This is a genomic window from uncultured Pseudomonas sp. (assembly GCF_943846705.1).
In the GTDB taxonomy this organism is placed as follows: Bacteria; Pseudomonadota; Gammaproteobacteria; order Pseudomonadales; family Pseudomonadaceae; genus Aquipseudomonas.
In genome coordinates this window covers 3286194-3310054 of record NZ_OX044366.1, presented here as the reverse complement: position 1 = coordinate 3310054, position 23861 = coordinate 3286194, and the positions used below count along the sequence as shown (strand labels likewise).

Below are 23861 nucleotides of genomic sequence, written 5' to 3'. Positions count from 1 at the left end.
TGTTCCTTAACAATTAGCGGCGGGTTGGCCGAGGCGAATCAGTGCATCCACGGCAACCGCGCCCTGGGCATTCACCAACAATGGGTTGACGTCCAGCTCCAGCAGCTGTTCGGCGTGCTCGCAGGCGTAATCCGCAACCGCGCGAATCGCTTGCACCAGAGCATCCAGATCGACCGCCGGGCGGCCGCGGAAACCTTGCAGCAGCGGTGCGCTACGCAGGCTCAGCAACGCCTCGCGGATCGCCGCATCGGTGGTCGGCAGCAACAGGCTGCGGCTGTCCTTGAGCAGCTCGACGAGAATCCCGCCGGCACCAAGCACCAGGGCCAAACCGAAGCCATTCTCGCGCTTGATGCCGACAATCAGCTCGGCCAACGGTGCCGGCGCCATACGTTCCAGCAGCACTTGCTCAAAGGCCACATCGGGGGCATAACGCTTCACGCTGTCACGCATGCGATCGAGCGCGGTTTGCAGCGCCTCGGCGCTGCCCAGATTAAGCGCTACGCCACCGGCCTCGGTCTTGTGCGGCAAATCGGCGCTGACCACCTTGAGCACCAGCGGATAACCCAATGCCTGCGCCGTTTCCACGGCCTGCTGCGGGGTGCTCAACTGGCCCTGCGGCAACGGCAGACCAAAGGCGCTCAAGGCCTGTTTGGCTTGCCACTCGTCGAGTAACTGGCCGTTGTCGGACAAGGCCTGCGGGCAGATCGGCGTCAGCGCCGACTCACCGCGCGCCAGCAAGGCCGTGCGGCGCTGCTGGTAATGGGCGATACGGCCCCAGGCTGCGAGGCCATCTTCGACCCCTTGCAGCGCCGCCACGCCCTGCGCATGCAGGCGCTCACGGGCACTGGCCGGAAGTAGCTCGGGAAAGGCCGAGGCGACAAAACCGCTCTTGCCGTGGCGCGCCAGTGCGGCGCAATACAGCTCTAGTAACAGGTCGCACTGCGGGCGTTCACCCGAGGCTTCATCGGGGTAATCAAGCACTAACAGGGCGGCATCGGCCGGGCTGCGCAAGACGCTGTCAAGCATGCTGTCGAGGGCTTCACGATCACCCCAGATGGCGGTGGTGAAATCCAGCGGATTGACGATGTTGGCGTAGTTCGGCAGCACCTGTACCAGCTCACTGCGCTGCTGGTCGTCCAACGGCGGCAGGCTCAGGCCGTTGCGTTCGGCGTAGTCGGCGATCAGCCCGGCATCACCACCGGAACAGGCCAGCGCGGCCAGGCTTGACCCGCTCGGCAACTGGCCACAGGCCGCCGCTTTTAGGGTTTCAACGAAGCTTACCGGGCCGCTGACGCGGATCACCCCAAGGCGCTCGAACAACGCGTCATACAGCGCATCGGAGCCGGCCAGGGAGCTGGTGTGGCTGAGGGCCAACTCGGCACCGATCTGCGACACACCGGTCTTCAGGGCGATGATTGGGATGCCTTTTTCCAGGGCTTTGTGCGCCGCCTGGGCGAAACCGGGGACGTTTTTCAGCCCTTCCAGGTGCAGACCGATAGCGGTGACGCGCGGCTCGTCGAGCAGCACGTCCATCAACTCGGCAACACCGATTTGCGCCTGATTGCCCACCGAGGCCATATAGGCGACTGGCAGTGAACGGTCGCTCATCGACAGGTTGTAGGCGAAGTTGCCGCTCTGGGTCAGCACCGCGACGCCCTTCTCCACCAACTGGCCGCCATGGGCCACTGGCCACAGCGCCGCGCCGTGCAGGTAGTCGAGCAGGCCATAGCAGTTTGGCCCGAGCAGGGCCATGTCACCGGCAGCCTCGAGCAACTGGACTTGCAGCGCTTCACCTTCGGCGCCGGTTTCAGCAAAGCCGGAGGCGTAACAGATCGCGCCGCCGGCACCCTTGGCGGCCAGCTCGGCCACGGCCTGTACGGTCAATTCCTTGTTGGTGGCGATAAATACCGCATCCGGGCCACAGGGCAGCTCGGCGATGCTGGCCACACAGGGCACGCCTTCGAGTTCGGCGTGCTGCGGGTTGACCAGCCACAACTCACCGACATAGCCGCCTTCGGCGCAGCGCTTGAGCGCGCGGGCCATGCTGCGGCCGCCGATAAAGGCCAGATGGCGCGGCGCCAGCAGGCGTTTGAGGTTATCTCTTTGGCTCATGACGACCTCCTTAGCGCAGCAGCGGCCGCAACAGTTCACGGGAAATGATGTGACGCTGGATCTCCGAGGTGCCTTCCCAGACGCGCTCGATCCGCGCATTGCGCCAGATGCGCTCCACTGGGCCCTCATCCATCAACCCCATACCGCCGAAGATCTGTACTGCTTCGTCGGCCACCTTGCCCAGCACTTCGCTGGCAAACAACTTGGCCATGCCGGCGTCGGCATCGGTCATGCTGCCCTGATCCATCTTCCAGGCGACATTCAGCGCCAACAACTCTGCAGCGCGAATCTGCGTGGCCATATCAGCCAACTTGAACGACACGCCCTGATAGGTGCCGATCGGCTTGCCGAACTGCTGGCGGTCGGCTGCCCATTGCAGCGACAGGTCCATGGCGCGCTGGGCCTGGCCAACACAGTTGGCGGCGACCATCACGCGGCCGGCCGTGAGCCAGGCGTTGGCCACTTCCCAGCCCTTGTCGACTTCACCGAGAACCTTGCTCGCCGGTACGCGGCAGTCATCGAAGAAAATCTCATAGGTGTGATAACCGCGGTTGCTCACGCACTTTGGCCCACGGCGAATGGTCATCCCGGGGGTGTCGCGGTCGACCAGGAAGGAGGTCACGGCGTTACGCTTCTTGCCGTTTTTCTCGTAGCTGTCAGTGACCGCGAAGACGATCGCATAGTCAGCGTGGCCGGCGTGGCTGATGAAGTGCTTGCTGCCATTCAGGACGAAGTCATCACCGTCGCGCAGCGCACGGGTCTTGATCGCATTGGCATCGGAGCCGGCACCTGGCTCGGTGAGGGCGAAGCAATCGATCTTCTCGCCGCGCACGGTGGGCAGCAGGTAGTCCTCGATCTGCTGGCCCTTGCACGCCATGAGAATTTTCGACGGGCGCGCAACGAATACATGCAGCGCCCATGAGCACTTGGACAATTCACGCTCGATCAACGCCTGGGAGAAATAGTCGAGGCCGCCGCCGCCCACTTCCTCAGGCATGTTAAAGGCATACAGACCGGCCTCGATCGCCTTGTTGCGAATCTGCGCGGCCAACTCGGGGGAGACTGCATCGGCGCGGTCTACCGCTTCCTCATGGGGCAGCAATTCTTTTTCGACGAAGCTGCGCGCGGTGTCGATCAGCATTTCGTGTTCGTGGGTCAGTTGAAAATTCATGATGATGTCCTGTGACGAAAGGCGGCTGAATCAGCGGCCAACAAAGAGGGGGGCACGTTTCTCGATGGCGGCGCGCAAGGCTTCATCACCATCTTCACTGCGACCGCAGAGCAGGCCGGCTTGGCGCTCGGCTTCGAGCTGCTCGGGCAGGCTGCGCTGGGCGCCGGCCTCGATCAGGATCTTGGTCTGGGTGAAGGCGAAGGTCGGCCCGCTGGCCAAGCGTGCTGCCAGCTCACCGGCCGCTGCCTGCAACTGCTCATCGGCACACACTTCACCGACCAGGCCGACAGCCAGGGCACGCTCGGCGCCCCACAGTTCGTCGAGGAACAACAGACGTTTGGCCTGCTCGCTGCCGATCAAGCGTGGCAGGTGCCAGCTGGCCCCGGCATCGGGGGCGTAGGCCATGCTGGTGTAGCCGGCTTTAAAGCGCGCGGACTGTGCGGCCAGGCGGAAATCACAGCACAGGGTCAGGTCCATGCCGGCCCCAACGGCAGTGCCGTTAACGGCGGCAATGGTCGGCTTGGGAAAAGCATGCAGGCGAGTCATCAGGGCGTGGGCGGCTTCGGTCCAGCCGTAGCTCTCCAGATCGCCACGTGCCTCGGCCGCGGCCCACTCGGCCAGATCAGCGCCGGCACAGAAGCTTCTGCCGCTGCCGGTCAACAGCAGCACGCGCACGGCGCTGTCAGCGCTGAGCTCATCGAGCAGTGCGTGCAGGGCCTTGAGCGTGGGGATGTCCAACGCGTTGCGTTGCTCGGGGCGATTCAAGGTGATGAAGGCGATACCACCTTCCACGTGGGTCAACAGGCTCGATGCAGTACTCATGAAAATCCTCGGTTTTTATTCTGGCGAGAAATGCGGAAAGGTCTTCCTCTGCGGCCCCAATACTAAACACTTGTTCAGTAGCCTGGCAATCGACATCGCGGATATCAAAAAATACCTAACTATATGAATTTAAAGACTTTATTTTTTCTATTCGCGGTGCGTTACAACTTTGCACAAGCCTTTACAGCAAAAAAGGCCTGACCGTTGCCGGTCAGGCCTTTGCGGTAGTGCTTTACCAAACGCGGGCTTAGCTAGCGGCACCCACCAGAGGCTTGTCGGAGGCTAGCGGCGTCTCCTGCTCAGACTCTTGGTTGACCAGTGGCAAGATCTTGATGCAGAAGATGCCGTAGATCAGCGCAATGATCGGGTTGATCCAGTTGAACAGTGCAAACGGCGCATACGATAGGGTGGCGACCCCCAGTGTCGCGGCCATGTACACGGCGCAGGCGTTCCAGGGGATCAACGCAGAGGTCACGGTACCGCCATCTTCGATAGTGCGTGACAGGTTGACCGCAGCCAGGCCACGCAGACGGTACTCTTCTTTCCACATCTGCCCAGGCAGAACCAGGGACAGGTATTGGTCACCGGTCAGCACGTTAACGCCGATGCTGGTGGCCAACGTTGCGCCAATCAACGCGCCGACCGAGTGCACGCCGCGCACGATCAGGCTCAGCAGGAAGCGGATAAAGCCGATGCGCTCAAGCACGGCGGTCATCATCATCGAGCAGAACACCAGGAAGGCCATAAACACCATGCCGGCCATGCCGCCACGGCTCAGCAGGCTGTCGACCACCTCGTTGCCGCTGTTGGAAACGAAGCCGGTGGCCATCACAGTCCACAGTGCTTTAACCACCATCAACGCGCCGGTCTGGCCGCTATCAGCCATAAAGCGCTCGATCACCGGAGCCTGGAACAGCACCGCAAACACACAGGCCAGGATGCTGCACAGCATGATCGCCGGGAAAGCCGGCGCTTTACGTACCGACAAGACCAGCAAGGCGACTAATGGAATCAGGTTGTACCAGGCGATATTGAACGAGCTGGCCAATTGCGCCTTGAGTGCGCCGACATTCGACACCGCTTCGCCTTGCAAATCGGCGTTCAGTGCCAGGATGGAAAACACCACCAGGGCGATCATAAAGCTCGGCACTGAGACCCAGGCCATGTGGCGAATATGCGCGAACAGATCGGTACCCACCACGGCTGGAGCCAGGTTGGTGGTTTCCGAGAGCGGCGACATCTTGTCACCAAAGTAAGCACCGGCCACCACTGCACCGGCGGTAATTTCCGCCGACAGACCAAAGCCATGAGCCGTGCCCATCAGGCCAACGCCGATGGTAGCGGCGGTGGTCCAGGAGGAGCCGATGCACAGCGAAACGATGGCGCAAATCAGGCACGCCATCGGATAGAAGAATCCCGGTGACAGCAGGCTAAGGCCGGCATACAACAGGGTTGGCACAGTGCCGGCGATGATAAAGGAGCCGATCAATACGCCGATCGACAGGAAGATAAAGATGGCACCTACCGTCTTGGCGTTGGTGGCGACGATCTCGCGTTCCAGCTCTTCCCAGGTGACACCATTTTTCATGCCGACCAACGCGGCGAAGCAGCCAACCATGATCAGGGCGAGTTGCAGTGGGCCGGACATCGGATCGTCGAACAGGCTCAGCGAGCCGGCGATTAACGCCAGCAGGACGGCGCCGACCAGCAGCGCGTCGAGGGCGGATAGTTTGCGGAGCTTCATTATTGTTGTCTCCCAGTAACCAAAGTTTGACCAGGTCAGCGCCCGGTCCCCACTCGATTATTGGCAAGCGATGTAAGCTTCCGTTGAACATAGGGAAAGATCATGTAAAAAGTAGTAACAGCGCTGTTACAGCTCTACCAACAGGTGGTGCAACGCCTGTTGAGTTGCACTGAGAAGCTCACGCAGCGGTGCCAACTGCTCCTGACATAGTTGTTGCGCCTGCGCATCAGCGGTCTGTTCGAGGCGATGCAGCAAGGCCGCCAGTGAGCGCCCACCGAGTGATTCGCAGGCACCGGCCAGACGATGGGCCAAGCCCGAAATTTCCGGATAATCCAACGCCTGCATGGCCTCCAACAGCAGCGGCCCCTGTTGCTCCAAACTCGTTTGCAGCAGGCGTAGCAGCTGGCTGAGCTTACTCGCGCCCAAGGCTTCACGGTGGGCGTGCAGAATATGCGCATCGAACAACAGTGCCTCGTCTGTTATTGCTGGTGCATTCCTCTGCGGCACGCCGGCCAAGGCTTGGCGCAAGGCCGGCAGTTGAATCGGTTTGGCAATGACCCCTTGCATGCCGGCATCTAGGTAGCGCTGCACCATGGCGGGTTGCAAGCTGGCGGTGAAGGCGAATATCGGCGTTTGCCGGTTGGCCCCCTGAGGATCCAGACGGATGCGCCGACAGAGTTCCACGCCGCCCATCCCCGGCAACTGCACATCGAGCAGGATAAGATCGAAACGCGTCGTCTGGCATTGCTGCAGCGCCGGCGCGGCATCCTCGGCCAGGCTCACCCGATGCCCCTCACGCAGCAGCAGGCCTTGAGCCACCTCGCGGTTTAGCTCAACGTCCTCGACCACCAGCACATGGCTCGGCTTAACCACAGCACTAGGGACTGCCGCGCTAACACGCGCACCCGACGGCTGCGCCTGTTGCAGCCAGATATCAAACCAGAAGCGACTGCCCTGCTCTTCACGGCTGTACAGCTGGATCTCGCCGCCCATCGCCTGAACCAGGCGTTTGCAGATCGACAAACCAAGCCCGGCTCCGCCGTAACGTCGCGACACCGACTCATCAGCTTGCACGAAACGTTCGAAAATTCGCGCCTGCACGCTTTCAGGAATGCCGATGCCGTCATCCTGCACCTCGATGCGCAGGCTCTGATGACCTTCAGACTGCTGCAACAGCGCCACGCGCAACTCGACAGTGCCGTCTTGGGTGAACTTGATGGCATTGGCCAAGAGGTTGGTCAGCACCTGACGTAAAAACTGCTCAGGCCCGTAAAAGTGCTCGCCGAGCTGTGGATCCAGTCGCTGCAACAGGAGCGTGGCATTCGCCTGCGCGCGGGGCTCAAGCAGCGTAAGCACCTCGCCGATCAGTTGCCGCAGGGAAAAATTCACCATTTCGGCCCTGGCTTCACCCTCCTCCAGCTTGGCGAAGTCGAGAAGATCATTGAGCAATGCCAGTAGGCCATCGCCCGCTCGATGCAGCGCATGCAAGCGCCGCCGGGACATTTCGTCCAGTGGCGCATCGCCGAGCAACTCAGCCATGCCGAGAATGCCGTTGAGTGGCGTGCGTAACTCATGGCTCATGGTGGCCAGGAAACGCGACTTGGCCAGGTTCGCCGCTTCCGCCTCCTCCTTGGCGCTGTACAAACTGGCGGTGCGCCGCTCGACCATTTTTTGCAGCTCATCCTTCTTGTCTTCCAGCACCAGACGGTCGGCCTCGCGCTGACGCATATCCGCAACAATTGCCTGACGCATCTCGTCCAGGGCGTGGGCCACCGCATCCAACTCGTCCTCCGGGGCGCCGGGGCGCTTTTCCAAGCGCAGGGGCACCGTCCACTCACCACCGGCGAGGCGCTGCGAGAACCCCGCCATCGCCAGTAGATGACGGGTCACCAGGCGGTGAAACAACCAGGACAGGGTTATCGCCAAGCCGCAGATGAATAAGCCCATCCACAACAAGTTAGACAAGCCACTGGCATACAGGCGGCGGTGCACCGCCGCCAGATCGACGCCTACCTCAAGGTAGCCGAGCGCACGCTGCTCGGCGTCTGCCAAGTGGTAAGCAAGATCAAAGCGCTGAATTCGCGCGGCCTCGGCAGGCAGTTGTTGGCCGTGCAGCAGGTCAAAATCAGCGCTGCGCAGGCGTACCCAGGCGATGTCGGGGAAATCCACCAGCCCGCGCAGTTGCACGTCCAGCTGCGGCTGATTCAAATCCCATAGATTGCGCTCGATGCTCGCCAGGTAGCCGCGCTGAATCAGCTCAAGGCGCGAGGTGATGCCCTGCATTTCGCGGCGGTATTCGAAGTACAGTTGCAGCGCGCTGGCCAACAAGGTGAAGCACAGGCTGAAGAGCAAAATAAAACGCAGCAAACGCCGCGACAATTCGCCCGATTGAGCCACCTTCCATGACTTCATGGTTGCTTATCCGCCTGTGCCTGCGAGGCGCGATAGGCCTGCTCGCTTTCGTGCAACCAGCGCTCGACGCTATTCGCCGATTTCAAACGCTGCAACTGCAGGTCTATATCGGCCATGCGCGTGACCAGTGGCGAGCGTTTCGACACGGCGAAATACAGATGATCCACGGCCAGGGTCAGCGGCAGCACATCAATATCGGCAGCGCCGGGCAGGTATTCGAGAAACAACTTGCCGGTGCGCGGCTCATGGGCGATGAAGTCAATCCGCCCACGGATCAGCTTGCCGAAGTTCTGCTGATTGCTCGCCACCCACTCGATATTGCCTTTGTCCGCCACAAAACGGTCGAAGGCCTGCCCGTAACTTTCACCGAACAGCAAGCCGCCACGGTAGCGCGCCAAGTCTTCTAGACGGGTCACTGCAAGGGGCTTGCGGCGGTTGTAAAACACCGAGACTTCTTCACGCAACAACGGCACCGTGCTGAACACCAGGCTACGTTCGCGCTCTGCCGAACGGTAAGCAATCACCAGGTCGACTCGGCCCTCAGCCGCATCCGTCAGACAGCGATTCCAGTTGCCCAGCACCACCATTTGTAATGGCAAGCCAAGCGCGCCGATGACCTCGCGTACCGCCCGCGGTGCGACGCCCTGTATCTCACCGTTGGCATCGCTCCAGGAAATCGGCGGGTACACCGGGTAGTCGCAATAACGCACAGCAACAGGCGCTGCCAGACCAGCCGCCACTAAACTCAGCCCGGCACACAACACCAGGATTTGCCCTATCAGACGCATGGCCGGCTACTGACCACGGTACTAAACAGGTAACCGACGCCATGGATGGTGATAATCAGCTGCGGGTCGGCCGGGTCGTCGTGTAGCTTGCGCCGTAAACGGCCGACGAGCACGTCGATCGAGCGGTCATTCGGCAGCCATTCACGGTTACGGATTTGATCCATTAACTGGTCACGGCTGAGGGTATGCCCGGCGTTGCGCAGCAGCACGTTGAGTAGCTGGAATTCACCTTGGGTCAGGAGGCACTCGCCTCCGTCTTCGGCGATTAATCGACGGCGGTCAATGTCCAGCACCCAGCCGGCAAAATACTTCAACTGCCGGGTTTCCGCCTGCGCCGTTGTCGCCTGAACGTGGCGCACACGGCGCACCAGATTCTTAGCCTTCGACACCAGCTCACGCGGGTTGAACGGTTTGACCACATAATCGTCGGCACCGCACTCCAGCCCGACGATACGGTCAATTTCATCATCGCGGCCGGTGATCAGGATAATTCCGACCTCGGAGCGCACGCGTAACTCGCGCGTCAGCGTCAAGCCATCCTTGCCCGGCAAGCGAATGTCCAGCATGACCAGGTCTACCGGGTACTCCAGCAGCATGGTCTCTGCCTGCTCTGCCGTCTCGGCACTGTGTACCTGATAACCATCACGCAGCAGATAGGAAGTCAGTAATTCGCGGATCACTGGATCGTCATCGACGATCAGCACACAGGGTGTTGCCGTCATTACAGCGCCCTCACCACGCCATGGGCGCAGCCAACTCTTGTATTTATATGGGGTGAAACGGTTACTGGTTTTGCAGGCCAATGTAGCTACTACTGAACAGATGATCAATAGAGCGTAATGGGTTAGCTCACGCGGCGAAATCCGTTGACCTGCAGGCCATCGACCCAGGCCTCACAGATCTGCACACCTTGAGCGGCAGTAAAGGTCGTGGAGTTGAGGCCGTACTCCAGCCAGAGCCCATCAAGCAACGCGCTGAGACCGATGGCCGCAAGATCAGCATCGAAGTCCTGCCAGCCCTCACTTTCAGCCAGCTCGGATAAAACTTGGCCGAGTATGGCCCGGTATTCACCGTAGGACTGCTCATGCGCCAAATTAATCACCTCGGACGTACGCACCGCCCCCCAGAACGCCAACCAGGCGTCCAGCAGTTCTGGGGCCAGCACTTCTGGGGAAAATGACGCGCTAAAAAAGGCAGACAAGCGCGCCCTGGGGTTGACCGCGCTGGCCTCAATGGCATCGCGCAACAAACGCATCACCCGCCCTGTGACCGTCAAATAGGCTTCGGCCACCAGTTCTTCCTTGCCCTGATAGTGGTGATTGATCAGGCCAACCGACACTCCCGCCTCGGCACATATTTTACGAACCGAGGCCCCCTGAAAACCGTGGCGCTTAAGGCACACCAGCGTCGCCTCGACTAAGTTGGCCTTGCGCTGTTCAGGTTCCAGGCGAGAGAAACGTGTTCCCAAGGTCATGCCGACGACTCCATTTTTGACTTAGGTAGTGTTGAACGAATGTACAGCAAGATCGATGACTTACCTACCCGATCGGGGTATGGCGATGCGCAAGCCAGGCTTGGATAGTGGAGCCAGCCCTCACGACGGGTCTGACAATAACAATAAAGGTGGAACTGATATGCATATACCTCTGGCAGCAGTACTCAGTGCGGCTATGGCCGTGGTGCCGCTGACTCAGGCCGCTGAGCCGGATGGCAGCGACACCCTGCGGGTATACAACTGGTCGGATTATATTGGCGAGAATACCCTCGCCGAGTTTCAAAAAGACACTGGCATCCGGGTGATCTACGACACCTTCGACTCCTACGAAACGGTGCAGGGCAAGCTGCTGTCGGGGCGTTCGGGTTACGACCTGGTGTTGCTAAACGCCGCCCTAGTGCCGCCTTTAATCCAAGCCGGGGTCTTCCAGGTGCTGGATAAGGATCAACTGCCAAACTGGAAAAACCTCGACCAGAGCGTGCTGAAAAGTATCCAGGCCTACGACGCTGGCGTGCAGTATTCGGCGCCCTACACCTGGGGCAGCAACGGCATCACCTACAACGTCAAGATGATTCGCGAGCGCATGCCCGACGCACCGATCGGTTCGCTGGCGATGATTTTCGACCCTCAGATCGTTTCGCGCTTCGCCGATTGCGGGGTCACCCTGCCTGACGCGCCGACTGAAGTGATTCCGCTGGTGCTCACCTACCTCGGCCGCGACCCCAATAGCGCCAAGCCAGAAGACCTAAAGGCGGCCGAAGCGCAGTTGCTCGCGGTGCGTCCGTATATCAAGAAATTCGACTCGGTAGGCTACCTCAGCGCCTTGCCCAACGGTAATCAGTGCATGGCCATGACCTGGTCCGGCGATTACGCCACTGCTAAGGCAAGGGCCGAGGAAGCCGGGATCGACATCGAGTTGGACTACTTCATTCCCGATGAAGGCTCATTGATCTGGTTCGACAACTTTTATATCCCCAGCGATGCGCCGCAGGTGAATAACGCGCACCGATTTATCGAGTACCTGCTGCAACCCAAGGTAGCAGCCAAGATCACCGACTACGTGAATTTCGCCAACAGCAATCAGGCCGCCACCGCCTTGGTAAGAGCTGAGATTCGCGACGACCCGGCGATCTATCCGAACGCCACGACGCGCGAACGGCTATTCGCGCAGAAGAGCCAGCCAATGAAAAGCATGCGTTTGATCAGCCGCACGTGGAACACGGTGAAGACTGGCAAATAGCCTGCGGCCCTGGTGCCCAATCTCGCCCGCGCAGCGGTTAACTGCCGTGGGCGCAACCATGACTGAATAAACGCTTTACAGATAGGAATGAGCCATGAGCACTCCCACCCCGACTTTTTTTGCGCAGTTCGATGAGCAACAGCTGGTCGCGGCCGACAAGGCCCACTACATGCACGGCTATCACGTGTTCGACGAGCACCGCGAGCAGGGTTCGTTGAATATTGCCGCCGGCGAAGGTGCCTACATCTACGATACGGCCGGCAACCGTTACCTGGACGCAGTGGGCGGCATGTGGTGCACCAATATCGGCCTGGGCCGCGAGGAAATGGCCCAGGCCATCGCCGATCAGGTACGCCAGCTGGCCTACTCAAACCCCTTCTCCGACATGGCCAGCACCCCCGCCATTCGCCTGTGCGAGAAACTCGCCAGCCTGGCCCCCGGCGACCTCGACCATGTGTTTCTCACCACCGGCGGCTCCACTGCGGTGGACACTGCCTACCGGCTGATCCAGTTCTACCAGAACAGCCGCGGCAAGCCGGAGAAGAAACATGTGATATCGCGGGTCAACGCCTACCACGGCTCCACCTACCTGACCATGTCGATCGGCAACAAAGCTGCCGACCGCGCGCCGGAGTTCGACTTCCTTGGCGTCGCCGACAAAATCCACCACATTTCCAATCCCAACCCCTACCGTGCCCCCGATGGCATGAACGAAGAGCAGTTCTTGGAGTTTTTGCTAACTGAATTCGAAGACAAGATTCTCAGCATCGGCGCCGACAAGGTAGCGGCCTTCTTCGCCGAACCGATCATGGGTTCGGGCGGTGTGATCATCCCGCCGCGAGGCTACCTGCGTGGCATGTCGGCGATCTGCAAACGCTACGACGTGCTTTATGTCTCGGATGAAGTGGTCACCTCGTTCGGCCGACTGGGCAAGTTCTTCGCGTCCGAGGAACTCTTCGGTGTGCAGCCGGACATCATCACCACCGCCAAGGGCCTGACTTCCGGCTACCTGCCGCTGGGCGCCTGCATTTTTTCCGAACGCATCTGGCAGGTGATCGGCGAGCCGGGCAGCGGCCGCTGCTTCACCCATGGCTTTACTTACAGCGGCCATCCAGTGAGCTGTATTGCCGCGCTAAAGAACATCGAAATCATCGAGCGCGAAGGATTGCTGGCCCGTGTTGAGGACGTCGGTGCCTACCTGGAGCAGCGCCTGCAAAGCCTTGCCGAGCTGCCGCTAGTCGGCAATGTTCGCTGCATGCGGCTGATGGCCTGCGTCGAATTTGTTGCCAACAAACAAACCAAGGCGCTGTTTCCCGAGGCGCTGAACATCGGTGAGAAAATCCACTTACGCGCGCAACGCAAGGGCCTACTGGTACGGCCTATTGTGCACCTCAACGTGATGTCGCCGCCGCTGACCATCAGTTATGCCCAGGTCGATGAAATAGTCGAGACCCTGCGCAGCTGTATTCTCGAGACCGCCGCTGAGTTGCAGAGCAACGGTCAGTACGACGGCCGTTGATGCTGGCCAGCAACCCATCCTAGGTGCGCGCGCAGGATTTTGCGTGTACCTGGCACGGCCCGTAAACTGGCCGCCATGAACTCATCGCCCTGCTCTACTCATTTGTCGCTAAGCGCCCTACACGCCTGGCATTCCGGACTGGCACGTGCCTTCGCCAGCGCCCGCGAAACCGCACTGATGCCGCACCTGGCTGAGGCGTTGAATGAGTTGACCCCCATCGAGTCGATGCTCTTTATTCTCGAACGCAAGGGGCAGCCTCCGCATCTGTTGTACCAGCGCGGCATCCCCGCGCAGTACCGCGAAACGCTGCTCGAGCGTTACTTCGCGCGCGGCTACATGCTGGACCCCTTTTGCCTGGCAATAGACAACGGCCTCGCCGAAGGCTTCTACCACCTCTCAGAGATAGCCCCGGACGACTTTTTCAACAGCGCCTATTACAAAACCTACTACCTGAAGAACGGCGCGCTGGAGGACAGCTACTACATCGTCGACCTTGATGCGCAGCGCAAGATTTCCCTAAGCCTTTACCAGGGTTGCAGTGGAACGCGTTTTAGCCCTGAACAACTGCAACTACTGCGCGCCGTGCAACCCTTGGTACGCGAGCTGATGCTGCAGTTCGCCAGCGCCGGGGGACTCGACCGCACCCTCGATGAAGACGTCGCCGCCCCACCACCAGCGCCCCCCTTGAACCTGCACATCCAAGCGGCGTTTGCCAGCTTCGGCAGTGAACAACTGACCGAACGTGAGCGCGAGATCGCCCACCTGATCCTGCGTGGTCACTCGGTCAAGTCCACCGCGCGCGAGTTGAACATCTCCCCGGAAACCGTACGCATGCACCGCAAGAACCTGTACATGAAATTGCAAATCGGCTCCCAGGCGGAACTGTTTTCCCTGTTTATCAGCTGGCTTGGCGACTGCACCGGCCAGGGACAGCCCCCAGCAACTTAGTTAATCGCCCTTAGCTTGGCTCATCGGCACCATCGCCGGTCCACTGTTCGTAAAACGCGGGCAGCTCTGACGCCTTACCGGTGAAGTTAGGTGCGCGCTTGTCGAGAAAGGCTGCCACACCTTCTTTACCGTCACCGATGCTGGTGTAAAACATTGCCAGTGACTCGATGCGATGGGCCTCAAACGGGTCGGTCTGAGCACTGTTGCGGTAGAGCATCTGCCGGCTAAGTGCGATGGCAACGGGCGAGCGCCCCTGGACCAGGCGCCGAGCAAATACCTCAGCCTCTTGCAGCAGTGTGTCGGCGCTGTGAATCGAGCGAACCAGGCCACCACGCAGGGCTTCATTAGCGTCAAATATGTCGGCGGTGTAGATCCACTCCAGCGCCTGCTGCAAGCCAACGATGCGCGGTAGAAACCAGCTTGAACAAGCTTCTGGGACGATCCCAAGACGCCCGAAAACGAAACCAAAGCGCGCTTTTTCCGAGGCCAGACGAAAATCCATCGCCAGGCTCATAGTCGCCCCGATACCCACGGCGGGGCCGTTGATCGCGCCGACCACGGGCTTGCGACAGGCGCGAATGGCCAAGGTCACTTGACCGCCGGTATCGCGAACCCCGTTTTGAATTTCCGCCGATTCCATACGTTCATGCATATCGCGCAGGCTGGGCGAGAGGCTTTCATCCAGGCCAAACACATTGCCCTCTACCGAGAGGTCCATGCCGGCGCAAAAAGCCCGCCCCGCCCCCGTCACCAACACCACGCGCACCTCATCATCCAAGCTCGCGCGCTTAAAGGCATGCTCCAACTCATTCGCCATCTCGACGGTAAACGCATTCATTAGTTCAGGGCGGTTGAGTGTCAGCTTCAACAAACCGTCGTCGACCTGCCAGTCCAGCGTTGCATAGTTCATCGAATCATCCTTTGCTCGGCGTTAAGCGTAACGCCCTGTAGGTGTGGGCATGCCTCAAGCAACGAGGCAGCACGTCATCCGGCTGCGCCATGAGCCGCCAAGGCAACCGTGGCTGGACTGGCAGCCTGCAGTGGTTGTTTGATCACGCCGGCGAGCATGCCAAAAACCATGCCCTCGATCAGCGCTTGCTTTTCCGCAGGCTCCAAGGCGGCTTGTGATAACCAGCTCGGCAGATTATTGAGCCACGCGATCACTCCCTGCACCGCTGGCCTGAGCAGCCGAGTCGGGCCCGTGGGTTCCACTTCAAGCACGCGTGCCAAGAGGCTGTCCTCATAGCGTTGGCGCATCTGCTGGATCTGCTCATGGTGTGGCGCGCCAAGGCAACGCAACTCCTGCTCGGCCAGCAAAAATTGCAAACCGCGGCGCTCATGCAAGGCGATGTGCGCACTCAGTAAACCCCGCAAACGCTCGGCGGCACTGCCCCGAGACGTGCTAAAGACCGCTTCCAGCAGATCGTCATACAGCTCTTCGATCAGCTCGAAGAGCAGACGCTCTTTGCTTTCAAAGTGGTGATACAGGGAACCGCAGCCAATCTCCACGTGCAGAGCCAACTCGCGCATGCTGACCCGGGAAAAGCCGCGCTCGGCAAACAGCTCAAGCGCTTTGTAGCGAATCTGCTCAAGCCGCGTCAGCGCAGATTCACGGGTGGATGGCCGCAATGCCACGGAGGCGTTGCTGCCTAGGTGCCGGCTATTCATTACAGCCCTGTCTCGCTTTAAACCTGTGGCACGCTCGGCAGCCATCAAACGCGCTCGAAGATTGCGGCAATGCCCTGCCCGCCGCCGATGCACATGGTCGCCAAGGCATAGCGGCCCTGGGTGCGATGCAGCTCATGGATGGCCTTGGTGACGATGATCGCACCGGTGGCGCCCACCGGATGACCGAGGGAGATGCCGGAGCCGTTGGGGTTGACCTTGGCCGGATCGAACTCAAGTTCGCGGGCCACTGCACAGGCCTGGGCGGCAAACGCTTCATTGGACTCAATTACATCCAGATCGGCGATGCTCAGCCCGGCCCGCTTAAGCGCCAGGCGCGTCGCCGGGATTGGACCCAAGCCCATAAACTCTGGCTCGACACCGGCATGCGCATAACTGACCAGACGCGCCAGTGGGCGCAGATTATCGCTTTGCAGCGCCGCACCTGTGGCCAACAGCAACGCCGCCGCGCCGTCATTCAGCCCAGAGGCGTTGCCCGCCGTCACGCTGCCGCCTTCCTTGAAGGCAGGTTTCATACGCGTCAGTTGTTCAAGTGAAAAGTCATTGCGCACATGCTCATCAACTTCGAACACCTGAGTGCCTTTGCGGGTTTTGATTTCAAGCGGCACGATCTGACCGAGGAAATGCCCCTGAGCGATCGCCTGGGTGGCACGCCGCTGGCTCTCAAGGGCCAAGCTGTCCTGCGCCTCACGGCTGATACCGTAGCGTTCGGCAACATTTTCCGCGGTGATGCCCATATGAATGCGGTGCAAGGGGTCATGCAGAATGCCCAACATGTAATCAACGGCCTGCATATCGCCAAGGCGCCCACCCCAGCGAGCGCCGGGCAGCAGGTAGGGGCCGCGACTCATGCTTTCAACACCGCCGGCAACGGCGATATCAGTTTCGCCCAACAGCAGGCTTTGGGCCGCCGAGATGATCGCCTGCAAACCCGAGCCACACAGGCGATTGACGTTGAACGCGGGGGTTTCCTGTGGGATGCCGGCGTTAAGGGCGGCAACACGCGAGATGTAACTGTCCTGCGGCTCGCTCGGAATCACGTTGCCCATCACCACATGACCAACGCGCTCGGCTGCGCAACCGCTTCTCTGCAAGGCAGCCCGCACCGCCGTTGTGGCCAGCACGGACAGCGGAGTGTCTTTAAGCGTACCGCCGAAGGAGCCGATTGCGGTTCTGACGGCACTGACGATGTAAACTTCGGGGTTGGGCATGGGGCACTCCGGCAGCATGGTCGCGCCCAGCGCGGCCACATTCGACTAACAAACCACGACCAGGAACAGCTCGGCATCGAGCCGCCCTGGCGTAAACAGCCCGTTAGTCTAAAGAGGCGTCCCGTGTGGGCCTATGCCAAAAATAGCCGATGTGGCTGACGTTTTTTGCCACCCCGCATGGGTGGAATCGCAACGGATCAAGGCCATGCAAGAGAAAGATTCGGTGTCTGTTTATTTCGTCCAGGCGGCGCTGTACAGCCTGCGCGATCAACCCGCGCGCATGGATGCGCTCTTGGCGCAGGCCGGGATCCCCAAACGATTGCTAGCCGAGCGTGCGGCGCGGGTACCGGCTACGGCATTTGCCAAGTTGTGGCTGATCGTCATCGAGGAGCTGGACGATGAGTTCTTCGGCTACGACTCCCACGGTATGCCCGTCGGCAGTTTTGCCTTGATCTGCCGCGGCCTGATCCAGGCCTCAACCATTGGCCAGGCGCTGCACCAATGCCTGGCCAGCTGGCGGCTGTTTCTTAGGGATATCCAAGGCAGCCTGTCGCTGCGCGGCAATAACGCGGTGATCACCCTGCACAATCGCCAAGAGGCTCCATTCCTGCGCAGCATCATCGAAGAAACCTTCCTGACGGTGGTCATCAGCCTCATGTGCTGGCTGGCCGGGCGACGCATACCGATTAGCCGCGCGCAATTCGGCCACCCTCGCCCCGGCCATGATGACGATCACCTACTCTGGGGGCCGGACCTGACATTCGAGGCCGGGCAAACCGAAATCGAGTTCGATGCCGACTACCTGAAACTGCCCGTCATGCAGAACCTGGACTCACTAAAAACCTTCCTGCGTACGGCCCCGCAATGGGTGATCATCCGTTTCAGTAATCGCCAAGGCCTAAGCGCACAGGTGCATAGACGCCTGCATAACTGCCATTACCCGCAATGGCCGAGCCTGGTCGAGCTGGCTCGCGAAGATAACCTGAGCGTCACCAGCTTTCGTCGCCAACTGCAGCGGGAAGGCTTTTCCTTTCAAGGAATCAAAGATGAAGTGCGTCGCAGCATCGCCTTTGACTGCTTGCGTAATACTGACCTGAGCATCGCCGCAATTGCCGAGAAGGTTGGCTTCAGGGAAACAAGTGCATTTCACCGAGCGTTCAAACAGTGGACTGGCGAAAGCCCAGGCGCCTATCGCTTGAAGCAGCGTCCGGGCAAGTAAACATCCGCCGAAGCGAAATATATCTACATCACAGCCAGAGCCTCGCCAGACGACAGCCCCGCGGAACACGCGGGCACAAAAAAACCGGCGACGAGGCCGGTTTTTCTGTGTTTCGGGTTAACTCGGGTAACCCCAGTTAACGTTATTGGTGCCCGAAGCCGGAATCGAACCGGCACGAGGTTACCCTCGAGGGATTTTAAGTCCCTTGCGTCTACCGATTTCGCCATTCGGGCGGTAGCGCTGCGTTGTGAGGCTTGGACTATATACAGCCCTTAAGCGCCTCGCAAGGCTTCAAACTTAAATGAAAAAGCCTCGTAAATCAGTGATCTACGAGGCTCTTCTAATTGGAGGCTGAGGTCGGAATCGAACCGGCGTTCACGGATTTGCAATCCGGTGCATAACCACTCTGCTACTCAGCCTTGAAACTAAACGAATCGTATTAAACGTTTCGTGGAAAACTGGAGCGGGAAACGAGACTCGAACTCGCGACCCCGACCTTGGCAAGGTCGTGCTCTACCAACTGAGCTATTCCCGCTTGTCGTACTGACGGGCGACATTCTATAGCTTCGCAGCTTGCCGTCAACCCCTTGATTCAAAAAAGCTTATTTCTTTTCGGAGGTGATTCGCAGGTGTGGCCACGCAGCCAGTAAGTACTGCGCCATCGACCAGAGGGTCAGTACGGCTGAAATGAACAGCAGCACATAGCCCAGCACGACCCAGGCGGTAAATGCCGGCGGATTGGCCAGCAGTATCACCAGTGCCAGCATCTGCGCAGCCGTTTTCCATTTAGCCAGATTGGATACCGCCACATGTGCCCGGGCGCCCAGTTCTGCCATCCATTCACGCAACGCCGACACCACGATTTCACGGCCGATAATAATCGCCGCCGGTAACGTCAGCCAAAGGTTGGAGTGCTCATCTACCAGCAAAACCAGGGCCACCGCGACCATTAGCTTGTCGGCAACCGGATCAAGAAACGCACCAAACGGCGTGCTCTGCTCCCAGCGGCGGGCCAGGTAGCCGTCTAACCAATCGGTGACTGCCGCTATTGAGAACACCGCACTGGCCGCCCAGTAGCTCCAGCTGAAAGGCAGGTAAAACAACACAATAAATACCGGTATTAGCAATACGCGGAGCACGGTAAGCAGGTTAGGGATATTCATTGGCACAACTTAGCGGTAAAGAGAGCCGGCATTCTACTCACTGTGCAGTGCGGCATAAATCGACTCGGCGAGTTTTTTACTGATTCCAGGTGCTTTGGCGATTTCTTCGATGCTGGCGCGGGACAATTCCTGCAAACCGCCAAAGTGATTGAGCAGCTCGCGGCGGCGCTTGGGCCCTACCCCGGCAACCCCCTCAAGGGTTGACGTGCGCCGAGTTTTATCGCGGCGGGCGCGGTGCCCGGTAATGGCAAAGCGGTGCGACTCATCGCGAATCTGCTGAATCAGATGCAGAGCCGGCGAGTTGCCGGGCAATGTGAATTCATGCGCCGCATCATTTAAATACAGGGTTTCCAGGCCTGGCTTACGGGTCGTGCCCTTGGCTACGCCAAGTAGAATCAGCTCAGGCACGGCCAGCTCTTCAAGCACCTCGCGGGCCATGGCTAGCTGCCCCTTACCACCGTCAACCAACAGGATGTCTGGCAACTTGCCCTCGCCCTCCTTGATCTTGCTGAAACGCCGAGTCAGCGCCTGGTGCATGGCAGCGTAGTCATCACCAGGCGTCACGCCTTCGATGTTGTAACGGCGATAATCGGATTTCAGCGGGCCTTCCGGGCCGAACACCACGCAGGAGGCAACGGTTGCTTCGCCGCTGGAATGACTGATATCGAAGCACTCCAAGCGCTGCGGCACCTCATCCATGTCCAGCGCCTGGGCCAAAGCATCAAAGCGCGCAGCCACATGTTGTCGGTTGGCCAGGCGCGCCGCCAGGGCTTGCTCGGCATTGGTCACAGCCAGCTGCTGCCAGCGTGCACGCGTACCGCGCACGCGATAGCTGATGCTCAGTTCGCGGCCGCGCAGCTCATCAATGGCGGCGATCAGCGTGGGGAAGTCTTCGTGCTGAGCATTGACGATCAATTCGCTCGGTAGATCGCGCTCCTGGCTGCTCAGGTAGTACTGTGCGAGGAACGCCAGCAACACGCTACTGCCCTCCTCCTCGATAGCCACCTGCGGAAAGAAGTTTTTGCTGCCAAGCACCCGACCGCCACGCACACTGATTAGATGCACGCATGCGCCGCCTGGGTTGACCATGGCCGCAACGACGTCAACATCGCCCGTGCCGCCTTCCATGCTCTGCTGATCCTGCACCCGGCGTAGTAGCGAAATTTGGTCACGCAAATCGGCAGCGCGCTCAAAGTCGAGGGCCGTGGCGGCAGCTTGCATGCCGCTGGACAACTCATCGGTCAGGGCATTGCTGCGCCCTTCCAGAAACATCACCGAGTGGCGAACGTCATCGGCGTATTCGGCAGGCTCTACGAGGCCAACACAGGGGCCTTTGCAGCGCTTGATCTGGTACTGCAGACAAGGCCGGGTACGATTTTTGTAGAAGCTGTCTTCGCATTGACGCACAAGAAAGGTCTTCTGCAGCAGATTGAGACTTTCGCGAATAGCCCCGGCACTGGGATAAGGGCCAAAGTAGCGGCCCTTCTGCTTTTTCGCGCCACGGTGAATGCTCAGCCGCGGGAAGTCACCATCAGAAAGAAACACATAAGGATAGGACTTATCGTCGCGCAGCAGAATGTTGTACGGCGGCCGCCATTCCTTGATCAGGGTCTGCTCAAGCAGAAGCGCTTCGGTCTCGTTGGCGGTGATGGTGGTTTCGATTTGCGCAATTTTACCCACCAGCGCGGCAGTTTTCGGCGCTAAGCCGCTCTGCCGAAAGTAGCTGGCGAGGCGTTTTTTTAGGTTCTTGGCCTTGCCCACATAAAGCAGCTTGGCGTCCACGTCGAACATGCGGTACACGCCAGGGCGACCGCTGCAGGTGGAAAGAAATGCGCTGGAGTCGAAGGTCGCGCCCGTGCCGTCAGTTACTGGCATCAATCATGCCGTGGCGCACGGCCAGCAGGGCCAGCTCTACATCGCTGGTGATCGACAGTTTTTCGAAGATGCGATAACGGTAGGTGTTCACGGTTTTCGGCGACAGGCACAGCTTGTCAGAGATCACCTGAACCTTCTGGCAGCCGGCAATCATCAGCGCAATCTGAATCTCGCGCTCGGACAACAGATCAAACGGCGAGTTACTGCTCTGCGGCTGGAACGACTTGAGCGCCAGTTGCTGGGCAATCTGCGGGCTTATGTAGCGCTGACCACCGAAGACCATGCGAATGGCCTGAACCATCTCTTCGAGTGCGGCGCCCTTGGTCAGGTAGCCCGCAGCGCCGGCTTGCAGTAACCGCGTGGGGAACGGGTCTTCTTCGCAGGCCGTGACAGCAACAATTTTAAGATCGGGATGGCTACGAATCAGCTTGCGCGTGGCTTCAAGACCACCAATACCCGGCATCTTGATGTCCATCAGGACAACGTCTGGCTTGAGCTCGCGGGTTTTTTTCAGGGATTCTTCGCCGGACTCGGCTTGCCCCACCACGTGCAAGCCATCGATATCAGCCAGCATGCGGGTGATACCGGTACGCACCAGGTCGTGGTCATCAACAACGAGTACCCTGATCAAGCGTCACCCCAGTCGTACCAGCTGCTAATACAGCAGGCTAAGTTGGAAAACAGGTCGTTTACTAAAACGCAGCTTGGCGCATAACCGTCAAAATGCAAGCGTCAACATGGTCGGCGCATGTAGATCCATTTGCCGCTTGGCAACGGTATCGCCAGCCCTAGAACCCACGCAATACTACTGGAGTGCATCTAGCCAGAGCCAGCATACCCTGCTAACCCCGGAAGTAGACCCAAGCTCTACGGCAATCCGGAGAACGCGTTAACGCATGCTTGACCAGAGTGGCCAGGCAAAAAAAAGAGCCTAGGTTTGGCCTAGGCTCTTTTTCACTGATTTGGTGGAGGGCCAGGGATTCGAACCCTGGGAACGCTACTAACGTTCGCCGGTTTTCAAGACCGGTGCATTCAACCACTCTGCCAACCCTCCAATACTGCACCGAATGTGAGCGCCTTTATATGATGACTAGGAGAAGAGTCTCCCCATCAACTGATCATCAAAGATCCCCTATTCAGTCGCAAACACCATGTTTCTGACATTTGCGGGCGGCATCTTACCCGAACGCAACACGCTGTCAAACTCTGTGTGTTGGCGCATGGCATCGCTCTGCTATGATCGGGGCTGACTTTGGTCCCGGACCATCAGCCATTTAAGGAGTGTCGCCATGAACGAACACAATTATGCACTTGACCACACACAGGTTGAGCAGCAAGAAGTTAGCCGCGTCCTGCGCAACACTTACGGGCTGCTGGCCATTACCTTGGCTTTCAGTGGGCTGGTGGCTTACGTCGCCCAGCGCGCCAATGTGCCTTACCCGAATATCTTCGTGGTACTGATCGGCTTTTACGGCCTGTTCTTCCTCACTGCAAAACTGCGTAACTCAGCCTGGGGCCTGGTTTCGACGCTCGCCTTGACCGGCTTTATGGGCTACACCCTTGGGCCGATTCTTAATCGCTACATGGGCATGGCCAATGGCGCGGAAGTCGTCAGTTCTGCCTTCTCCATGACCGCGCTCGTATTCTGCGGCTTGTCGGCGTATGTGCTGACTACGCGCAAGGACATGAGCTTCCTCAGCGGCTTTATCACTGCCGGTTTCTTTGTATTGCTGGGGGCGATGGTTGCTGGCTTCTTCTTTCAGATCAGCGGCCTGCAGTTGGCGATCAGCGCTGGTTTCGTGCTGTTTTCTTCGGCCTGCATCCTGTTCCAGACCAGCGCGATCATTCATGGTGGCGAGCGTAACTACATTATGGCGACCATCAGCCTGTATGTATCGATCTACAACCTGTTCATCAGTTTGCTGCAGATTTTCGGCATCATGGGCGACGATTAATCCCTAAAGCTGTGAAAAGCCCGCCCCGGCGGGCTTTTTTATGCCTGTAACGCGCATCTTGGCGGCCCAGGCTTTATCATTTCGAAAACTGCTTTCTCAGGTTTGCCATGAAGTTCGCCATCGCCCTCTTCTCACCGCCTCACGCCCCGTCTTCACGTCGCGCCTTGCGCTTTGCTCAGGCGGCTTTGGCGGGCGGGCATGAGATTGTGCGTTTGTTTTTCTATCAGGACGGCGTACACAGCGCCTCGAGCAATGTGGTCTGCGCGCAGGATGAAGTGGACCTGCCGCGTGAGTGGCGTGAGTTCGTGCAAACGCAGCAGCTGGATGGCGTGGTGTGTATCGCTGCAGCCCTGCGCCGTGGCGTACTCAACGCCGATGAAGCACAGCGTTACTCGCGCTCAGCGGCCAATCTGGACGCGCCGTGGGAGCTTTCCGGCCTGGGTCAATTGCACGAGGCGACGCAATTATCCGATCGTTTAGTGTGTTTCGGAGGGCCATAAG

Annotated in this window: 20 protein-coding genes and 4 tRNA genes; 6 read left to right on the top strand and 18 right to left on the bottom strand. The window is 59.5% G+C overall.

Annotation, left to right across the window (positions count from 1 at the left end; genetic code table 11):
* Positions 1-6 precede the first annotated feature (6 nt).
* The 8 genes from Q0V31_RS15655 to Q0V31_RS15620 form a co-directional block, all read right to left on the bottom strand.
* Positions 7-2112 (bottom strand): acetate--CoA ligase family protein, encoded by a 2106-nt coding sequence (locus tag Q0V31_RS15655; RefSeq protein ID WP_298189067.1) that lies wholly within the window; start codon positions 2110-2112, stop codon positions 7-9.
* 10 nt (positions 2113-2122) lie between these two features.
* A complete protein-coding gene (locus Q0V31_RS15650; RefSeq protein WP_298189064.1) occupies positions 2123-3283 on the bottom strand; it encodes an acyl-CoA dehydrogenase family protein in 1161 nt (386 codons plus the stop codon).
* Between the two features lie 30 nt (positions 3284-3313).
* Positions 3314-4105 (bottom strand): enoyl-CoA hydratase-related protein, encoded by a 792-nt coding sequence (locus Q0V31_RS15645; RefSeq protein WP_298189061.1) that lies wholly within the window; start codon positions 4103-4105, stop codon positions 3314-3316.
* Positions 4106-4352: 247 nt separating this feature from the next.
* Positions 4353-5849: a Na+/H+ antiporter NhaC gene (gene nhaC, locus Q0V31_RS15640; RefSeq protein WP_298189058.1), complete on the bottom strand. Its 1497-nt coding sequence runs from the start codon at positions 5847-5849 to the stop codon at positions 4353-4355.
* A 126-nt stretch (positions 5850-5975) separates the two neighbouring features.
* Positions 5976-8261, bottom strand: coding sequence for an ATP-binding protein (locus Q0V31_RS15635; RefSeq protein ID WP_298189055.1), 2286 nt, complete (start codon positions 8259-8261; stop codon positions 5976-5978).
* Positions 8258-9049 (bottom strand): transporter substrate-binding domain-containing protein, encoded by a 792-nt coding sequence (locus Q0V31_RS15630; protein WP_298189053.1) that lies wholly within the window; start codon positions 9047-9049, stop codon positions 8258-8260. The genes Q0V31_RS15635 and Q0V31_RS15630 overlap by 4 nt, the downstream gene beginning before the upstream one ends.
* Positions 9040-9771, bottom strand: a complete 732-nt coding sequence (locus tag Q0V31_RS15625; RefSeq protein ID WP_298189050.1) for a response regulator — start codon at positions 9769-9771, stop codon at positions 9040-9042. Before Q0V31_RS15625 ends, Q0V31_RS15630 begins: the two co-directional genes overlap by 10 nt.
* A 122-nt stretch (positions 9772-9893) precedes the next feature.
* Entirely contained in the window at positions 9894-10523 is a 630-nt protein-coding gene (locus Q0V31_RS15620; protein WP_298189046.1) for a TetR family transcriptional regulator C-terminal domain-containing protein, read from the bottom strand.
* Positions 10524-10719: 196 nt separating this feature from the next.
* Here Q0V31_RS15620 and Q0V31_RS15615 point away from each other — a divergent pair, with 196 nt between their 5' ends.
* From Q0V31_RS15615 to Q0V31_RS15605, 3 genes are all read left to right on the top strand, one after another.
* On the top strand, positions 10720-11784 hold the full coding sequence (locus Q0V31_RS15615; RefSeq protein ID WP_298191103.1) for a polyamine ABC transporter substrate-binding protein: 1065 nt from the start codon (positions 10720-10722) through the stop codon (positions 11782-11784).
* 94 nt (positions 11785-11878) lie between these two features.
* The gene (locus tag Q0V31_RS15610) at positions 11879-13303 is read left to right on the top strand and encodes an aminotransferase (RefSeq protein ID WP_298189042.1); all 1425 of its coding nucleotides are present in this window, start codon (positions 11879-11881) and stop codon (positions 13301-13303) included.
* Positions 13304-13378: 75 nt separating this feature from the next.
* Positions 13379-14251 (top strand): helix-turn-helix transcriptional regulator, encoded by an 873-nt coding sequence (locus Q0V31_RS15605; protein ID WP_298189039.1) that lies wholly within the window; start codon positions 13379-13381, stop codon positions 14249-14251.
* Positions 14252-14261: 10 nt separating this feature from the next.
* Here Q0V31_RS15605 and Q0V31_RS15600 read toward each other — a convergent pair whose 3' ends face one another.
* From Q0V31_RS15600 to Q0V31_RS15590, 3 genes are all read right to left on the bottom strand, one after another.
* Complete coding sequence (locus Q0V31_RS15600) at positions 14262-15161, bottom strand: crotonase/enoyl-CoA hydratase family protein (protein ID WP_298189034.1); 900 nt, start codon at positions 15159-15161, stop codon at positions 14262-14264.
* Between the two features lie 74 nt (positions 15162-15235).
* On the bottom strand, positions 15236-15886 hold the full coding sequence (locus Q0V31_RS15595; protein ID WP_298189031.1) for a TetR/AcrR family transcriptional regulator: 651 nt from the start codon (positions 15884-15886) through the stop codon (positions 15236-15238).
* A gap of 77 nt (positions 15887-15963) precedes the next feature.
* A complete protein-coding gene (locus Q0V31_RS15590) occupies positions 15964-17148 on the bottom strand; it encodes an acetyl-CoA C-acyltransferase family protein (RefSeq protein WP_298189029.1) in 1185 nt (394 codons plus the stop codon).
* Between the two features lie 205 nt (positions 17149-17353).
* Between Q0V31_RS15590 and Q0V31_RS15585 the strand changes: the two genes are divergently transcribed.
* Positions 17354-18367 (top strand): AraC family transcriptional regulator, encoded by a 1014-nt coding sequence (locus Q0V31_RS15585; protein WP_298189026.1) that lies wholly within the window; start codon positions 17354-17356, stop codon positions 18365-18367.
* A gap of 146 nt (positions 18368-18513) precedes the next feature.
* Here the strand turns inward: Q0V31_RS15585 and Q0V31_RS15580 are convergent.
* The 7 genes from Q0V31_RS15580 to Q0V31_RS15550 form a co-directional block, all read right to left on the bottom strand.
* Positions 18514-18600: transfer RNA gene (locus tag Q0V31_RS15580), tRNA-Leu, on the bottom strand.
* A gap of 112 nt (positions 18601-18712) precedes the next feature.
* A tRNA-Cys gene (locus Q0V31_RS15575) sits at positions 18713-18786 on the bottom strand.
* A 40-nt stretch (positions 18787-18826) separates the two neighbouring features.
* Positions 18827-18902 (bottom strand) — tRNA-Gly (locus tag Q0V31_RS15570).
* 67 nt (positions 18903-18969) lie between these two features.
* The gene (pgsA, locus tag Q0V31_RS15565) at positions 18970-19530 is read right to left on the bottom strand and encodes a CDP-diacylglycerol--glycerol-3-phosphate 3-phosphatidyltransferase (protein WP_298189024.1); all 561 of its coding nucleotides are present in this window, start codon (positions 19528-19530) and stop codon (positions 18970-18972) included.
* Positions 19531-19563: 33 nt separating this feature from the next.
* Positions 19564-21405: an excinuclease ABC subunit UvrC gene (gene uvrC / locus Q0V31_RS15560; protein WP_298189021.1), complete on the bottom strand. Its 1842-nt coding sequence runs from the start codon at positions 21403-21405 to the stop codon at positions 19564-19566.
* On the bottom strand, positions 21392-22036 hold the full coding sequence (gene uvrY / locus Q0V31_RS15555) for a UvrY/SirA/GacA family response regulator transcription factor (protein WP_298189018.1): 645 nt from the start codon (positions 22034-22036) through the stop codon (positions 21392-21394). Before uvrY ends, uvrC begins: the two co-directional genes overlap by 14 nt.
* A gap of 332 nt (positions 22037-22368) precedes the next feature.
* Positions 22369-22459 (bottom strand) — tRNA-Ser (locus tag Q0V31_RS15550).
* Positions 22460-22694: 235 nt separating this feature from the next.
* Between Q0V31_RS15550 and Q0V31_RS15545 the strand changes: the two genes are divergently transcribed.
* A complete protein-coding gene (locus tag Q0V31_RS15545) occupies positions 22695-23360 on the top strand; it encodes a Bax inhibitor-1/YccA family protein (protein ID WP_298189015.1) in 666 nt (221 codons plus the stop codon).
* A gap of 107 nt (positions 23361-23467) precedes the next feature.
* Entirely contained in the window at positions 23468-23860 is a 393-nt protein-coding gene (gene tusD / locus Q0V31_RS15540) for a sulfurtransferase complex subunit TusD (RefSeq protein WP_298189013.1), read from the top strand.
* The last annotated feature ends 1 nt before the right edge of the window (position 23861 follow it).

Bases quoted from the DNA above. Each gene is read 5' to 3' on its own strand.
- Q0V31_RS15655 (WP_298189067.1), bottom strand. From the start codon at position 2,112: ATGAGCCAAAGAGATAACCTCAAACGCCTGCTGGCGCCGCGCCATCTG.
- Q0V31_RS15650 (WP_298189064.1), bottom strand. From the start codon at position 3,283: ATGAATTTTCAACTGACCCACGAACACGAAATGCTGATCGACACCGCG.
- Q0V31_RS15645 (WP_298189061.1), bottom strand. From the start codon at position 4,105: ATGAGTACTGCATCGAGCCTGTTGACCCACGTGGAAGGTGGTATCGCC.
- nhaC (WP_298189058.1), bottom strand. From the start codon at position 5,849: ATGAAGCTCCGCAAACTATCCGCCCTCGACGCGCTGCTGGTCGGCGCC.
- Q0V31_RS15635 (WP_298189055.1), bottom strand. From the start codon at position 8,261: ATGAAGTCATGGAAGGTGGCTCAATCGGGCGAATTGTCGCGGCGTTTG.
- Q0V31_RS15630 (WP_298189053.1), bottom strand. From the start codon at position 9,049: ATGCGTCTGATAGGGCAAATCCTGGTGTTGTGTGCCGGGCTGAGTTTA.
- Q0V31_RS15625 (WP_298189050.1), bottom strand. From the start codon at position 9,771: ATGACGGCAACACCCTGTGTGCTGATCGTCGATGACGATCCAGTGATC.
- Q0V31_RS15620 (WP_298189046.1), bottom strand. From the start codon at position 10,523: ATGACCTTGGGAACACGTTTCTCTCGCCTGGAACCTGAACAGCGCAAG.
- Q0V31_RS15615 (WP_298191103.1), top strand. From the start codon at position 10,720: ATGGCCGTGGTGCCGCTGACTCAGGCCGCTGAGCCGGATGGCAGCGAC.
- Q0V31_RS15610 (WP_298189042.1), top strand. From the start codon at position 11,879: ATGAGCACTCCCACCCCGACTTTTTTTGCGCAGTTCGATGAGCAACAG.
- Q0V31_RS15605 (WP_298189039.1), top strand. From the start codon at position 13,379: ATGAACTCATCGCCCTGCTCTACTCATTTGTCGCTAAGCGCCCTACAC.
- Q0V31_RS15600 (WP_298189034.1), bottom strand. From the start codon at position 15,161: ATGAACTATGCAACGCTGGACTGGCAGGTCGACGACGGTTTGTTGAAG.
- Q0V31_RS15590 (WP_298189029.1), bottom strand. From the start codon at position 17,148: ATGCCCAACCCCGAAGTTTACATCGTCAGTGCCGTCAGAACCGCAATC.
- Q0V31_RS15585 (WP_298189026.1), top strand. From the start codon at position 17,354: ATGCAAGAGAAAGATTCGGTGTCTGTTTATTTCGTCCAGGCGGCGCTG.
- pgsA (WP_298189024.1), bottom strand. From the start codon at position 19,530: ATGAATATCCCTAACCTGCTTACCGTGCTCCGCGTATTGCTAATACCG.
- uvrC (WP_298189021.1), bottom strand. From the start codon at position 21,405: ATGCCAGTAACTGACGGCACGGGCGCGACCTTCGACTCCAGCGCATTT.
- Q0V31_RS15545 (WP_298189015.1), top strand. From the start codon at position 22,695: ATGAACGAACACAATTATGCACTTGACCACACACAGGTTGAGCAGCAA.
- tusD (WP_298189013.1), top strand. From the start codon at position 23,468: ATGAAGTTCGCCATCGCCCTCTTCTCACCGCCTCACGCCCCGTCTTCA.